The sequence below is a fragment of the Psychromonas arctica genome (assembly GCF_038155225.1).
Taxonomy (GTDB): domain Bacteria; phylum Pseudomonadota; class Gammaproteobacteria; order Enterobacterales; family Psychromonadaceae; genus Psychromonas; species Psychromonas arctica_B.
In genome coordinates this window covers 1-14890 of record NZ_JBAKBA010000063.1, presented here as the reverse complement: position 1 = coordinate 14890, position 14890 = coordinate 1, and the positions used below count along the sequence as shown (strand labels likewise).

At 36.7% G+C, this 14890-nt stretch carries 17 protein-coding genes; 1 reads left to right on the top strand and 16 read right to left on the bottom strand.

What is annotated here, in order from left to right; translation table 11 throughout:
• Window positions 1-228 precede the first annotated feature (228 nt).
• The 7 genes from groL to V6255_RS17230 all read right to left on the bottom strand — a co-directional run bounded on the left by groL (window position 229) and on the right by V6255_RS17230 (window position 6546).
• Window positions 229-1860, bottom strand: coding sequence for a chaperonin GroEL (groL, locus tag V6255_RS17260; RefSeq protein ID WP_298942964.1), 1632 nt, complete (start codon window positions 1858-1860; stop codon window positions 229-231).
• A 77-nt stretch (window positions 1861-1937) separates the two neighbouring features.
• Entirely contained in the window at window positions 1938-2228 is a 291-nt protein-coding gene (locus V6255_RS17255) for a co-chaperone GroES (protein WP_025565176.1), read from the bottom strand.
• Window positions 2229-2679: 451 nt separating this feature from the next.
• Entirely contained in the window at window positions 2680-2925 is a 246-nt protein-coding gene (locus V6255_RS17250; RefSeq protein ID WP_341629257.1) for a DUF1107 family protein, read from the bottom strand.
• Window positions 2926-3082: 157 nt separating this feature from the next.
• Window positions 3083-3553: an FxsA family protein gene (locus V6255_RS17245; protein WP_341629256.1), complete on the bottom strand. Its 471-nt coding sequence runs from the start codon at window positions 3551-3553 to the stop codon at window positions 3083-3085.
• A gap of 152 nt (window positions 3554-3705) precedes the next feature.
• The gene (locus V6255_RS17240) at window positions 3706-4845 is read right to left on the bottom strand and encodes a 3-phenylpropionate MFS transporter (protein ID WP_341629255.1); all 1140 of its coding nucleotides are present in this window, start codon (window positions 4843-4845) and stop codon (window positions 3706-3708) included.
• A 472-nt stretch (window positions 4846-5317) separates the two neighbouring features.
• Window positions 5318-6028 carry a prepilin-type N-terminal cleavage/methylation domain-containing protein gene (locus tag V6255_RS17235; RefSeq protein ID WP_341629254.1) on the bottom strand — a complete coding sequence of 237 codons (711 nt, stop codon included), beginning with the start codon at window positions 6026-6028 and terminating at the stop codon, window positions 5318-5320.
• A complete protein-coding gene (locus V6255_RS17230) occupies window positions 6022-6546 on the bottom strand; it encodes a GspH/FimT family pseudopilin (RefSeq protein ID WP_341629253.1) in 525 nt (174 codons plus the stop codon). Before V6255_RS17230 ends, V6255_RS17235 begins: the two co-directional genes overlap by 7 nt.
• A 210-nt stretch (window positions 6547-6756) precedes the next feature.
• Between V6255_RS17230 and V6255_RS17225 the strand changes: the two genes are divergently transcribed.
• The gene (locus V6255_RS17225) at window positions 6757-6942 is read left to right on the top strand and encodes a DUF3545 family protein (RefSeq protein WP_341629252.1); all 186 of its coding nucleotides are present in this window, start codon (window positions 6757-6759) and stop codon (window positions 6940-6942) included.
• Window positions 6943-7425: 483 nt separating this feature from the next.
• On the opposite strand, the gene rpoS is transcribed toward V6255_RS17225, so the two are convergent.
• The 9 genes from rpoS to V6255_RS17180 all read right to left on the bottom strand — a co-directional run bounded on the left by rpoS (window position 7426) and on the right by V6255_RS17180 (window position 14187).
• Complete coding sequence (gene rpoS / locus V6255_RS17220) at window positions 7426-8424, bottom strand: RNA polymerase sigma factor RpoS (protein WP_341629251.1); 999 nt, start codon at window positions 8422-8424, stop codon at window positions 7426-7428.
• Between the two features lie 107 nt (window positions 8425-8531).
• On the bottom strand, window positions 8532-9413 hold the full coding sequence (locus V6255_RS17215) for a peptidoglycan DD-metalloendopeptidase family protein (RefSeq protein WP_341629250.1): 882 nt from the start codon (window positions 9411-9413) through the stop codon (window positions 8532-8534).
• 6 nt (window positions 9414-9419) lie between these two features.
• A complete protein-coding gene (locus V6255_RS17210) occupies window positions 9420-10001 on the bottom strand; it encodes a YqaA family protein (protein ID WP_341629249.1) in 582 nt (193 codons plus the stop codon).
• 127 nt (window positions 10002-10128) lie between these two features.
• On the bottom strand, window positions 10129-10890 hold the full coding sequence (surE, locus tag V6255_RS17205) for a 5'/3'-nucleotidase SurE (protein ID WP_341629248.1): 762 nt from the start codon (window positions 10888-10890) through the stop codon (window positions 10129-10131).
• Complete coding sequence (gene truD / locus V6255_RS17200; RefSeq protein ID WP_341629247.1) at window positions 10887-11930, bottom strand: tRNA pseudouridine(13) synthase TruD; 1044 nt, start codon at window positions 11928-11930, stop codon at window positions 10887-10889. Before truD ends, surE begins: the two co-directional genes overlap by 4 nt.
• Window positions 11927-12409, bottom strand: coding sequence for a 2-C-methyl-D-erythritol 2,4-cyclodiphosphate synthase (gene ispF / locus V6255_RS17195; RefSeq protein WP_341629246.1), 483 nt, complete (start codon window positions 12407-12409; stop codon window positions 11927-11929). Before ispF ends, truD begins: the two co-directional genes overlap by 4 nt.
• Before the next feature lie 139 nt (window positions 12410-12548).
• Window positions 12549-13235: a 2-C-methyl-D-erythritol 4-phosphate cytidylyltransferase gene (gene ispD / locus V6255_RS17190; protein ID WP_341629245.1), complete on the bottom strand. Its 687-nt coding sequence runs from the start codon at window positions 13233-13235 to the stop codon at window positions 12549-12551.
• Window positions 13236-13517: a cell division protein FtsB gene (gene ftsB / locus V6255_RS17185; protein ID WP_025564511.1), complete on the bottom strand. Its 282-nt coding sequence runs from the start codon at window positions 13515-13517 to the stop codon at window positions 13236-13238.
• Window positions 13518-13626: 109 nt separating this feature from the next.
• The gene (locus V6255_RS17180; protein WP_341629244.1) at window positions 13627-14187 is read right to left on the bottom strand and encodes a phosphopyruvate hydratase; all 561 of its coding nucleotides are present in this window, start codon (window positions 14185-14187) and stop codon (window positions 13627-13629) included.
• Between the last annotated feature and the right edge of the window lie 703 nt (window positions 14188-14890).

Sequence of the window (14890 nt, the reverse complement as noted above, 5' to 3'; positions counted from 1 at the left end):
GACGTTTAGTGTTTCTTAAACGAGTGGTAAAGCAACGATGAAGTAGACGATTTATACAATCTTTTAAAAACAAAAAAGCCCACCGAAGTGAGCTTTTAAATAATGTAAACAGCAATGCCATTCTGGATAGCAGAAATTGTTTAATTCAAGGCCCTTTATCCGCGACGTTTAGTGTTTCTTAAACGAGTGGTAAAGCAACGATGAAGTAGACGATTTATGCAGTCAGAATTACATCATGCCACCCATTCCGCCCATATCAGGCATCGGCGCAGCTGGTGCATCTACTGGCAAATCTGTGATCATACATTCAGTTGTGATCATTAGGCCTGCTACTGACGCTGCAAACTGTAGTGCGCTACGAGTTACTTTAGTTGGGTCAAGAATACCCATCTCTAACATATCGCCGTATTCACCCGTTGTTGCGTTGTAACCGTAGTTTGCAGTGCCTTTTTGTACATTGCTTGCCACTACTGATGCTTCTTCACCACAGTTAGAAACGATTTGACGTAACGGAGATTCCATCGCACGTAGTGCTACACGAATACCTACGTTTTGGTCGTCGTTGTCGCCTTTAAGATCTTTTAATAGACCAGCAACACGTACTAGTGCAACACCACCACCGGCAACCACACCTTCTTCAACTGCTGCGCGTGTTGCGTGTAATGCATCGTCAACACGATCTTTTTTCTCTTTCATTTCTACTTCAGTTGATGCGCCAACTTTAATGACCGCAACACCACCTGCTAATTTAGCAGAACGTTCTTGAAGTTTTTCTTTATCGTAGTCAGATGAAGACGCTTCGATTTGTTGTTTGATTTGGCTAACACGTGCTGAAATAGCATCTTGCTGACCTGCACCATCAATGATCGTTGTTTCGTCTTTATTGATAACGATACGTTTAGCTTGACCAAGATCTTCAAGTGTTACTTTCTCAAGGTCTAGACCAATCTCTTCAGAGATAACCGTACCAGCCGTTAGGATAGCAATATCTTGTAGCATTGCTTTACGACGATCGCCGAAACCAGGTGCTTTAACAGCTGCTACTTTGACGATACCACGCATGTTGTTAACAACTAATGTTGCTAGCGCTTCGCCTTCAACGTCTTCAGCAATAATTAATAATGGTTTTGATGCTTTAGCCACTGCTTCTAATGTTGGTAATAATTCACGGATGTTACCGATTTTTTTATCAACGATTAGAATGAATGGGCTATCTAGCTCAACAGTACCTGCTTCTTGATTGGTCATGAAGTAAGGAGATAGGTAACCACGGTCGAATTGCATACCTTCAACCACTTCTAGCTCAGTTTCTAAGCCTTGGCCTTCTTCAACAGTGATAACGCCTTCGTTACCTACTTTTTGCATTGCTGTTGCAATGATTTCACCAATTTCTACATCAGAGTTAGCAGAGATTGTTCCTACTTGTGTGATTGCTTTAGAATCAGAACAAGGTGTCGATAGTTTTTTCAATTCAACAACAGCTGCTTTAACTGTTTGGTCGATACCACGTTTTAGGTCCATTGGGTTCATACCCGCTGCGACCGCTTTTAGGCCTTCAGTGATGATTGATTGTGCTAATACTGTTGCGGTTGTTGTTCCGTCGCCGGCTGCATCATTAGTTTGAGAAGCAACTTCTTTAACCATTTGTGCGCCCATGTTTTCAAACTTGTCAGAAAGTTCGATCTCTTTGGCAACAGTCACACCATCTTTAGTGATTTGAGGAGCACCAAAGCTTTTGTCGATAACCACGTTACGGCCTTTAGGACCTAGTGTTACACGTACAGCATTGGCTAAAATGTTTACGCCATCCAGCATTTTGATTCGAGCATCATTACCAAATTTAACTTCTTTAGCAGACATTATATTTTCCTTTTACTTTTCTTTAATTTTTGTTTTCAAAACAAGAGAATAAACAGCAATTGTTAGCGATGAGTCAACTATTCAACAATCGCTAAAATGTCATTTTCACTTAAGATAAGGACTTCTTCGCCTTCAATTTTTTCTGTTTTCAAACCGTAGCCTTCACTGAAAATAACAGTATCACCTACTTTTACATCTAATGGTCTTACTTCACCATTTTCCAAAATACGACCTTTACCCACGGCGATAACTTCACCACGAGTTGATTTTTCAGCAGCGCTACCAGTTAAAACGATACCACCAGCAGATTTAGTTTCTTTCTCAGTACGCTTTAAAATAACGCGATCATGTAGAGGACGAATAGACATTATGACTTCCTTTGATAGTTAACAGATTAAGTTGCTTATAGTTGGTTATGTGATGGGGTCAAAAAGGTACGATTCAAGTCAGTTTAGAAAAAATTATTAAAATAATTTTACAGCCAACATAAAAACCAACTCGTCTTCACTTTAACGCAGTGAAAATAAATAAGCAGGTCTATACCCGCTACCATTCAAGGTGCAAAATTCATCAAGCGGTGAAGTGAAGAAGTACTAGGCAGAAAGAGGAAGACCGAACGGGTTAAAGCGATACTTTTACAACTAAGGTGGTTAGCTTCACTGCTACCCTCTGAGTCGTTAGCTTGAATGGTAACGGGTGTATATTTAATATTTGAGAAAAAATAAAATTGTAGTTAAAAGTAAGGAATGATTAAAGCTTAATGGGGCCGTTATCACTAAGGACAGTTATGACCAAGAAATCATGAAAACGACAAACAGATTATGCAATAACCACTTTTGGGTGAGACAGCTCTAACACCATTTTATTAATTTCGCTGACAGCCATTAATACTTTCTGTTCTGCAATTAAATGTTTGTAGGCAACAACTTTTCCATCAACGACCCTAAAGCGACCTAAGCCTGCTATAAAAATACGGCCATTAAAAAATCCTTTAGCAAATTTTGCAATTTGGCGAGGTTGGTATTTTTTGAATACTCTTAAAGTACTAGGACGAGTAATTTTCATCATTTTACCTTTTATTATTATTTTTTATTTTGATGTTGCACTGATGTTAGTTGCCAATCTAATGTATTAATAAACAGCGCATTAATAAACGATGCACGTATATTACGCAAACCATATGACACTTTTATTACAAAATATTTAGATGATATCACAATATTTAATCTATTCTTTTATCTTCCTTATGTTCAAACTCACCTTCAATCACTGAATCATCACTTCGAGCCGTTTGGCCGAAACCTTGGCTAGAAAAACCACTCATTGATGATTGTGGTGCAAATTTCACATTGGCTAAGAGTAATTTAGCAATGCCAGCACGAATAGTCGGTTGCAGTAATAACAAACCACATAAGTCAGTCACAAAGCCAGGGGTAACTAATAATATCCCAGTGATAATTAACATCATCCCTTCAATTAATTGTTGCCCAGGCATTTCACCTAAGGCCATGCGTTCTTGTAATTTTTGTACTAGTTGTAAACCTTGACTACGCACTAAGGCAGAACCAATTAACGCTGTGATGATCACTAATAAAATAGTAGGCCACGCACCTAAAAAACCACCAACTTTAACTAATACAAATATTTCTAGTAATGACACACCAGTAAAAATTAAAAACAACCGTGCAAACATAGAGACCTCAATTAACAGAATGAATACACATATAAAATGGGGGTTAATTTGTCTATTTCAAGGTATTAGAGGGTAAAAGGCTTAATAAGTTCATGCTCAACCTCTCATGTATGAATAATGAGAGGTTGAATTTAAAGAAGGTTTGATAATGTTTAGTCACATTTCCATTTTTTTAATAAGAAAAAGACTGGCAACATAATACACGCCATCCATATAAATATGGTGCTTTCTTGAGGGGCATATATCCAACCTGAGATAAAGGTAAGTACCGCCATTACTAACCCTAACCCAACACTTGAGTATAAGGTTTGGTAACCAACCATTAAATGTTCTTCCTGTATTGCAATAAAACGCATTGCTGCTAAGTGAGCTAATGCAAAAGTAAAGGCATGGAATGTTTGCACTAGTATCAATAACGCCATATCAGTGGTTTGTGATAATACCCCCCAACGAATTAACCCAGCAATTAACGCTAAAAGACACATCTGTTTAACTGACCAACTGCCGAATAATTTGTCGTTAAAACGCATTAATAGCACTTCAGCAAAGACACTCAGCCCCCATAATAAGGCGATATTAAATTCAGAGATCCCCATTGAGGTCCAATACAAAGCGCTAAAGGAATAATAAGCGGCGTGACTACCTTGTATTAATCCCATCACTAAAATGAAATAAATCACTTTTGGCTGTTTGATTAACGACATTAAGTTGCTGTTATGATGTTGCTTAGGTTTAGCTTGCTCTTGTAGTTGCGGGTTTAACTTAATCAGACTTAAACAATAGTTAAAAAAGACCGCTACAATAATTAACCATAAAATACTTTCATGGCCAAACTCACCGATTGTCCACCCGACAAAGGTAGAACCAACAATAAAGCTAACCGATCCCCATAACCGTACTTTGCCGTAATTAATTTGAATTTGTTTAACTAAACGCGTGCCAATGATATCGCCCAAAGGAACCATAGGCGCTAATAAAAAGTTAAGTAATAATGTCGCTGCAGCTAACGCATACCAACCTTGAAAATATATCAATAGTAACAGACACATGAGCACACTAAAGGTGAGATAACAGACCATCTTCAATGGCCCTTTAGCTGTTTTTAAGCGCGGTAATAAACCAATATTACTGACAAAGCGTAATACTAACCCTAAGGAAAATAAGGTCCCTATCTGTTCTGGACTAACCCCTTTGCTTGCTAACCAAACGCTCCAAAAAGGTAAAAAGATACCCCAGATAAAAAAGAAGCAAACAAAATAAGCAGTTATCCATGATTTAGCGGCGATGTTCAATGCGGTGACTTCCTTGTGAGTTGATAATGCTATTGTATCGACTTTTATTAATTAATCAGTATTAAAAAGATAAGGTTTTAATAATAAGATGGTATTTAGTTTAATAAAGATGCTTGATGAATTTTTATATAAAGACCTGAAAGTTATAGTGAAAATACAATCGTTCAATGGATTTGGTTAATCTTTATTAGTGTATTAGTTTTAACAGACAAGATTACTGTATTGATTTTCTATGAGCGTGCTGACTTTAGCCTACAGAGTTTATATTGCTTTTCTATTGGGACGCTTGCTTTAGTCTGTAGGGATTTTTGTGTTGAATTGTAAAAAGTAAATTGAATGGCAGTAAAATCTTCATTAAAAAGAAAACACGCACACACAAAAACCTGCAAGCTAAAAACAGGACTCGCAGAGTTCGTAGTGCACCACTCCTATACAATACGTTATCAACAGTGCAGCTAAACTTTACTGATACTCAGTTAAACTCTCGATTACGTACCTGTATCTGCGTTGCTATTTGATAACTGTATTCACTGTTTTCGACGAGTTTGCCGGTGATCGTGATTTGAATGCTACGTAATGTCACTTGAGTATCAGGATTAGTATCAGATATTTCTGTAAAATTTAACTCTGTTATCTTTAAAAAATCAGGATCGGTTAAGTTAACCCAATAACCTCCGTTCGAACAATTACTGGCTTGTCGATCAACACTTCTACCAAACTGGATGCTTTCATTTATAGCTGAGTAGCGAAAAGCCATTACATGTGATGAGGTTCGTGTTGCTGCATCATTATAGTTATACGAATAAACGATACATTTTTGGGTGCTACTATTACTTGAATCCACCATTTTCCCTTGGTCTAAGCCAACCATAAATTGATCCCCGCCATAACCTGCTCGACGGATATCATTTTCAATTACCCCCACTAATGCTTGTAGATCAGTCCGTAAACGCGACATTTGAAGTGTTTTGGTACTACCGGTAACATTAGTGATATAGAGACCTATAACCATACTTAATAGCAGCGAGCCTAATACTAGGCATATCAATACTTCAACAAAGGTAAACCCTGCTGCTAAATGCTTAGTGGTTATATTGGTTGTTGCATTATGTGTTGTTGTGTTAGATATTGTCCGAGCTCTTAATTCGCTTCTTATTTTAATCATCGCTGTCAACGTTAACATTGCTTGTATCCCAAATAGGCTCCATCCGGAGCGCAGACTCTTAGCCTCATCGCACTCTGTATCACTGACAGTCTTTTATTATCTTGATTAGTTAATATGACCGATCCTGTTTCTACAGAAAAACGCAGTGCCCCATAGGATGCTTGAGAACCTGTAAACCTTATGTCGTTCTCATCAATAAATATTTTTTCGCCGTCAGCTAAATCTTGTACTTTTTCTATGCCATCTAATTGACATGAATTAGCACTAAAACAATCACAACCTGAAAAGTTACTCATTCCCATTTTCCAAACTGATTGTTGTTGGCAGAACTGGACATAAATTTTTTGATTACGTTTAACTGCTTCTGTTTTAGCTAATTGGAGTGTGTAATAAACCTGACTAGCTGCCTTAGACAAAGCTTGATCTGCGATTAAACTTTGAAAAGATGCGGTTGATATAGCAATCACAATCCCCAAAATAACAAGCGTGATCATGAGCTCTATCAAGGTAAAACCTCTATGATTTAAAATAAACATACCTCTCCCCTAACGTTTAAAATCACCATTAAAGACAAAATAGAAAGTTTGATTAGAAAGCATAGAACAAAAGATTATTTCTAACCTTACGACTAATTAGGTAGAAAAAGTACAATTAAAGTAAAACACAGATGTCATAAAATTGTCATATAGTAACTTTATTGTATTCACAGTAACAAACACACTGGAACGTAAAGTTAAGGATATAACATGCAACAGACTCAGATGAATGAAGTAGACATGAATATAGATAATTTATACGCAGTCCCAGCAAAGCGTAAAGCTAAACCACGTAAATGGCGTGAAATTGAAAATGCTAAAGCGCAACTTTCATTAGCTAAAGAGCTAAGAGAAATCGATCCTTCCTTTAGTTTTTCTCAATCTGAATTGATGTAGTAGAACTAATACTAATCTTACTAAGTAACAGATCTATTTGACTTGTTAAAATAACTTATTTTTTCGTTATAAGTTTTTAGAAAGGGAACAACCATCAAAGAATTAACCTCTTTTAGTTAATTCTCAAATAGACAATTAATGAAGTTAATCCTCAAAAGGCCTCAACTGAGGCCTAAAGCTAACGCATTAAAAATAGAAAACGCATCCAATGGATGCGTTTTTATTTAATATTAACTATTATTTTTTAAAGACCGCGTTTAATACCGACTACAATAAATAGCTTATCTATTTTACTTGTTAAAACAGCCATTAAAGAATTAACATCTTTTGGTTAATTCTCCGATAGACGATTAACGAAGTTAATCTTCGACAGGCTCAATTTACGCCTTGAAATGAACTGTTTTTTCAGTCCAAAATTTAGGTAATAAATTTAATGTAATCGGTATAACTATTTTTAAACGTTACTTTTAGGCGTTAAGTTAATTAAGCCTGAAATAAAGACTCAATCGATAAACCTTGCTTAGATAACACCTCACGAAGCGCTTTTAATGCTTCAACTTGAATTTGACGAACACGTTCTCGTGTTAATCCAATTTCTTTACCTACATTTTCTAAGGTATCTGCTTCATAGCCTAATAAACCAAAACGTCTTGCTAAGACCTCACGCTGTTTGGGATTTAAATCTTCCAACCAGTCTACAATACGTAACTTCATATTATTGGTTTGTAGCGTGTTTTCAGGAGTTGATTCATTGCTATCAGGAATGATATCCAATAATTCAGTATTTGAACTTTGACCAAGCGGCGTATCAACTGAACTAATACGTTCATTCAATTTTAAAATTTTTGACACTTCTTTTGCAGAAACATCTAATTCTTTTGCAATATCTTCAGGGGTTGGTTCATGTGCGAGTTTATGTGCTAAGTCTCTTGCAGTACGTAAGTAGATATTTAATTTTTTAACAATATGAATAGGTAAACGTATAGTACGGCTTTGATTCATAATGGCACGTTCAATAGTTTGACGTATCCACCATGTTGCGTAAGTTGAAAAACGAAAACCTTTTTCAGGGTCAAATTTTTCGACTGCTCGAATTAACCCTAAATTACCTTCTTCGACTAGGTCGAGCAATGATAATCCACGATTATTATAACGGCGAGATATTTTAACAACGAGTCGTAAATTACTTTCTATCATGCGTTTACGAGCAACTTCATCACCGCGCTGTGAGCGACGAGCATAATAAATTTCTTCGGGGGCGGTTAATAAAGGAGTATAACCAATCTCTCCGAGGTAAAGTTGAGTCGCGTCCATAATTTTATGGCCAGTGCCAGCACTATATTTTTCAGCTGCGGCATCTTTGACTCGAGATGTATTTGTTTTGACAACCTTAAGTCCTTGTTGGTTATCATCACTAACGACATGATTACTAAATTGATCTGTTCTAAGTTTTTCTATCTTAATTGAGGCTGTTCCTACCATGGTTAACACTCCCTTTATACCGATTAATCTTGATGAACTATTAAAATGCACTGTATTAATCTCTTGATATTTAAGAGAATTAATAGTTCGCTGCATTTATAGCATCATTACCTCTTTGGTAAGTAACGCAAAGGATCAACAGATTTTCCACGGTAGCGAATGTCAAAATGTAAACGAACGCTATCCGTTCCACTATCCCCCATTACAGCTATTTTTTGTCCTATTTTAACGTGCTCATTTTCTTTTATGAGTAGTTTGTCATTGTGTGCATAAGCACTGAGGTAATCATAATTATGCTTAATAATGATTAGATTTCCATATCCTCTTAACCCACTACCCGCGTAAACTATTTCACCTGAAGCAGCAGCATAAACTGACGAACCACGAGAATTTGAAATAGATATTCCTTTCATTCCCTGAGTTGAACTTGCAAAGGATTTAATTAACTTACCTTCGCTTGGCCATTGCCAATCAGTTACTTTTGCACTTACCTTTTCAGGTGTTTTTTTCTGAATCACTTGTTGTGTCACTTTCGGTTTTTTGGTCACCTTTTTGTCAACAACATTCTTAGAGTAGACTTTTGGCTTTACTTTAACAACCCCTAATTGGTTATTTTTTTTACATTTTTGATTTAAACAACTTTCAGAGCTCTCTTTTTGTTGACCTTGTGAATTAGAGGCGATTTTAGGATTTGATGTCGTTTTAGTACTACTGTTACGTAACGTTAATACTTGCCCGCTTCTAATTATGTAAGGTTTTTTTAAGTTATTGCGTTTTATGAGTGTATTTACATTCACACCTGCACGCCATGCGATGGAATAAAGTGTATCGCCGGTTTGTACTAAATATTTTTTTTGTCCTTCCTTGATGCTTTTGCCACTGGCGACATAAGGAGTTGATTTTGATTTAACATCAGATACGGGGGCACGGCCACCTGGCGAAGAGCAGGCAGTTAAGAAAATCAAAGGGAGGAATAATAAATATTTCACAATAAATTAATGCTTCAAGGTGAAATATAAAATAGCAGCAGCAATAATCGTCATCCAACCTAGTGCATCGATATACCGACTTAATTTAGTTTCCATTTTTTCTCCACCTAATACCATTAATCCAGCCACCAAAAAGAAACGTAAACCACGTCCAATAAATGCGGTTAATATAAATGGCCAAAATACCATCCCCATTACGCCTGCTGTTATAGTAAACACTTTAAATGGGATCGGTGTAAAGCTAGCAATGAAAATAACCATGATTCCCCATTCAATAAACCATGATTGTGCTGTAACCATTTTACCTTGATACCCCATCGTTTCAATAAACGGTAACACCACAGGATCATATAAAGCACTACCAAGATAATAACCAGCAGCACCGCCTAATACAGAAAAGATAGTTGCCCCCAATGCAAAGCGCCAAGCGAGGTGACGTTTTGCTAAGGCCATCGGTGCTAACATGATATCAACTGGAATCGGCCAGAAAATAGATTCAACAAATGCAGTAAGGTAAAGATAAAATGGTGCATTTTTATGCTTTGACCAGCACATTACTTTTTCATACAAAGGGGCAAAAATTTTCACAGTATTTCTCTTTGATAGTTTTAAATGTCTAAATTTTTTAACAGCAGTATTTAACTATAATTTTTTAACTATGTTAGTTAATTATGTTAGTTAATTAAGTTGTTTAACTATGTTGTTTAACCGTTTTTTAATCGTTTAGTTTAATGGTTGCATTTAGCCATTGTTCTAAAATAGGTAATTGTTCCGTCGCTGTTAAATCCACTTTAAGTGGTGTTATCGAGACATAACCTTGTTCAACAGCATTAAAGTCGGTTCCTTCGCCTGCATCTGCAATATTGCCAGGAGGCCCAATCCAAAATATTTCTCGACCTCTTGGATCAACGCTTTCTATAACTGACTCTGCTTGATGACGTTTTCCTAAACGGGTTATTTTTACCCCTTTAATTTGATCATAAGGTAAGTCAGGCACATTAATATTAATCACTTGATGTTGGGCTAAAGGTGACGCTAATAAACGTTCAACAAGTTGTTTGGCATAACGAGCAGCACTTTCATAATGCTCAGTCCCATTCAACGAAACTGCGACTGCTGGCAACCCTAAGAAGCGCCCTTCCATTGCCGCAGCAACTGTCCCTGAATATAAAACATCATCGCCCATATTAGCGCCAGCATTAATACCAGAAACCACTAGCTTAGGCGGTGTTTGACAGAGTTTATATAACGCTAAATGTACACAATCTGTTGGTGTACCGTTAATTGATATAAATCCGTTCTCTAAGGTTTGTCTTCTTAAAGGTTGTTCAAGTGTCAGAGAATTACTTGCGCCACTATGATTTCTTTCAGGCGCGACCACCATTGTTTGCACATCTGTTATTTGACTTAGATGCTGTTGTAATGCCAATAAACCTGGTGCCATTACGCCATCATCATTGCTAATCAATAACATCATCCGCTTATCTCGATCAGTTCACGTATGACACTGGTCGCGTAGCAACCTGACGGTAAATAAAATTCAACTTTCACTGACGAATCATCTAGCCATTGATAACTAAACTGCTCAGGTATTAATAACAAAGGACGTCGTTCTTGTTTTAACCCTTCTTTAGCTAAGCCTGCCTGTAAGTCTTCAAACTCTGCTAAGCAATCTAATTCATATTGTTTAGCGTCATCGATAGAGGTTAATTCGCCCGCCCCCCATAATGGTGCTGTTAAACAGACCTCACCAGCCGTTAAACGTTGCAACGTTTGTTCAGATAAGTCAGGTAAAGGGAAAAAAGAACGATTAGCCACGAATTGAACACAGTCACCTAACAACGGAGATGATTGTAAATTATCGCTAATACGCTGAGATATGACTCGATTAAATAAATAGCTTCGTGCTGCACTTAAGTACATACCACGTTTGAATCTATCTTTTATTTTTCGACCGTTAAACAACTGTAAAGCCGCATTAACATTATGCCCATCAAAGCCAAAGCGTTGGTTACCAAAGTAGTTAGGCACACCATTTTGTGCTTTATCTAACGCAATTTGTAAGGCATTTTTATCAGATACTTCACGTAATACGATGGCAAATTTATTACCATCAAGGCAGCCAGTACGTAGTTTTTTATTATGACGAATCACTTTTAAAATGGTCACGCCTTCAGACTCAAACGTACTGAAGTCAGGGGTTATTTTTCCTGGAATATAAAGCGAAAACCATTGGTAAGTTTCTGCGTGACGATCTTTAAGACCGGCATAACTCACATTCTTAGCAGCAATCCCCGCAAACTTAGCAAGCTGTCTGGCTAAATAGTCAGTATTTTCACCTATTTTCTTTACCCATAAACAAACGTGTTCGCCTTCACCGGTTAATTCAAAGTCTAAGTGCTCTTCTACTCTAAAGTCTTCACAATGTTGTTTAAATCGTGCAGTACAGGTTGGTTTGCCATACAAATAATTAAAATCTAACGAATAGATTTTCTTTTCGGGCTGAATGTCACTCATTGTCCTTCCTTCAACAGGATAACGACAGCATGACTTGCAATACCTTCTTTACGTCCCATAGGACCTAACTCTTCGGTCGTTGTCGCTTTAACATTGATATTGTTTTCATCAGTCTCTAACAGACGTGTTAATTCAGCACACATTTGACCAATAAAAGGCGCCATTTTAGGGGCTTGCGCAATAATGGTAATATCGGCATTACCTAAGCGGTAACCTTTCTCTTTCGCTTGACGATATACATTGACCAATAACTCTCGACTATCAATACCTTTAAAAGCCTCATCATTATCTGGAAAGTGGCGACCGATATCACCAAGCGCTAAAGCGCCAAGTATTGCATCACAAAGAGCATGAATAGCAACATCGCCATCGGAGTGCGCTAATAAACCTTTGTCATGAGGAATTTTTATACCTGCAATGGTAATTGGGCCTTCACCGCCAAATTTATGCACATCATAACCATGTCCGATACGGATCATATTGTTTCCTTAATTTTGATAACTAAACTTTGATAACTAAACTTGAATAACTAAATTTTAATAACTAACTTTGAGTTTTAATAACTAACGTTGAGCGCTAAGTTTTAAACATGAAGCTTTAAACATTAAACTTTCAGTTTCAAGAGCCAAGTTTTGATAGGTAAAATTCCGCTAATAACAGATCTTCAGACTGAGTGACTTTTAAGTTATCACTGCGTCCTTCAATTATAGTGACAGAGCCGCCAGCGAGTTCAATAGCAGAGGCTTCGTCAGTAATCAGGTGTTGTTCATCGATATTACTGATAGCGGTAATGAGTTGTTGATTGTTAAACATTTGTGGCGTGAGTGCATGCCATAAGTTTTGTCGTTCAACCGTATGTTCTATTTGATTGTCTTGATCGGTACGTTTCATTGTATCGCGTACACGACACGCTAGCATTGCGCCCGTTTCTGTCGCCCGCGCATGAGAAATTAATTTATCAATATCACTTGTTTGCAAACAAGGGCGCGCTGCATCATGCACTAAAACATAATCATTATTTGATAATGTTTTTAATGCATTAAGCACTGAATCAACTCGTTCTTTACCGCCTTCAACGATGGTTAATTTTGGGTGTTGAGCAACACTTAGTGTTTTAAACCATTGATCATTTTTAGCGACAGAAACAATGACTTTTTTAATATCAGGATGAGCAAGGAAAGGGGCAATACTATGTTCGATGATGGTTTTATCTAAAATAGCTAAATATTGTTTAGGGATATCGGCACCAACACGTTTGCCGATGCCTGCCGCGGGTATAACAACAGAAAAAGAAAGTTCACTCATCTAGTTATCTTCCTTCGGTACAATACGGAAAAAGGTCTCACCTTCTTTCACTAAACCTAACTCATTACGAGCCCTTTCTTCTATTGCTTCCGTCCCCGTTTTTAGATTGTCGATTTCTGAAAACATCATTTGGTTACGTGTTGTTAATTCTGTATTACCAGCTGTCGCCAATTCTACTTCTTTAGAATATTCTCGATTATCCTGTAATCCATTCTTTCCAAACCATAAATGGTATTGTAATAATGAAAATATAAAAATGAAGATAGCTAACAGCAAGCGCATGATATTTAAACTCAGTATTTAAAAAAGTTAATCATCCCACATTAAACAGAAAATTAAAATCAACTCAAAGACGCTAAATTAGGTTGAATAGCGTTCATTTGAATAAAACTTATTTTTTCCAGAAAAGCAGCTTGCTTTCTAACTGTGGAAATAATGGATGAATAAATAATTTATGGGACATAATACAGGCCACAATCAGTTTAATGACGACCATTTGATCGATGCCTAATAAATAATAAGCATACCCACCAACAAAAGCGGATATCCACATGAAAAATTGAAAGAGGCGTAATTTTTTAAAACTAAGCGCTGTTAATATAATGGCAAAGTCTGCCCACGTTAATAACAACCCTAACGATGGATTAGCAAGATAATCATTGACTGAAAAGTACGTTGCATACAATAGGAAAGCAATCATAACAACTAAGATTAAACGCGTCATTTTCTGAGAAATATCAGTAAAATCGCACAAGTAACGGTATAAAGTAACACTACCAACCACTAGGTTTAATAAAACCTTAGGCATTACCCCGATCATCACTCCCCACGAGACATCATTAATAACAGAAAGGAACGAAGCAAGTCGTACATTTTTCATGCCATTAAAAACCATTAAAAAGACGTAAAAAAAGACACTTGTCCAGCCAAGTATATCGATAAGAGAAGGCATCACAGCTCCAAAGGGGATTCATATTATTAAAAGCGCGCATTTTACGCTGAGTTAGTTAAATAAGATATGCTCTAACACAATGTTAAGTGAATTTTACGATTCTAAAATTAAGCTTTAATCTAGAGATGATATATCGAAGAATTGGATCCCCCTTAAGACTCACTTTTATTTTATCCTCTCAACACAAACACACAAAAAATGCAGGCTAAAGCCAGCGCCCCAAAATCAAAATAAGAACCGGCATGACAAAGTAACCATAGAGCTTAATAAATAACTTATTTATTTTTTCTAAAGCAATAAACCATCATTAAAAATAACTAGTGCTTATTCAAAGTTCAAAAAACAGAGAAAAAAATCTCCACCGAAGTGAGGATTTTCTAATCTAAAATTTAAAAATCAATTTCTAATTAAAGAATTACTGACCATTAACTTCTTTAAGACTGAAGTTAATGAGGTGCAACTGCGCCTAAAGCTTTTCAATACATAGAAGTTGGTTGTCCACAATTAATATTGCGTAGCTAATAAAGTGCTGCAACACGGCCTGAACGGCTTAATGTTCTTTCATCAAACAATAGACAAAAAAATCCCCACCGAAGTGAGGGCTTGTAAATCAAAGTTGAATATTTTGTCTAACCGAAGTTAGCGTTAAATATTACTGACCTTTAACTTCTTTAAGGCTGAAGTTAATGAGGTGCAGTTGTGT